We start from the raw sequence: 313 nt of genomic DNA, 5'->3' as shown, positions 1-313 counted from the left end.
CTCAAGATTGAATGCCACATCATCCGTCAGCATCTTAAAAAGGATTCTGACGAGTTTGCCGGCACAATGCCCCAGAGCATTATAGTGGTTCCGGCCTTCAGCCATCTTGGCGTCGTAGTAAGCCTTGAAGGTGTTGTTGTTCTTAACTACATTGTGAGCTGCGTTGATCAATGCATACCGGAGAACCCGGGAGCCACGTTTTGACATTCTTGTGTGGCTGGCATTGAAATTTCCGGACTGATATACAGAAGGATCCAGTCCGGCAAATGCAAGCAGCTGACAGGGCTTTGAAAAGCGATGAATATCGCCAATC

1 protein-coding gene is annotated in these 313 nt (G+C 47.9%); it reads right to left on the bottom strand.

Annotation, left to right across the window (positions count from 1 at the left end; genetic code table 11):
- On the bottom strand, positions 1–313 hold a 313-nt coding region (locus tag ACTNC3_RS11605), incomplete at both ends, for a transposase (RefSeq protein ID WP_441227526.1).

Source organism: Oribacterium sp. HCP3S3_B9 (assembly GCF_052064255.1).
GTDB lineage: Bacteria > Bacillota > Clostridia > Lachnospirales > Lachnospiraceae > Oribacterium.
The sequence above is the reverse complement of the archived record's forward strand: the minus strand, read 5'-3'. Positions and strand labels throughout refer to the sequence as shown.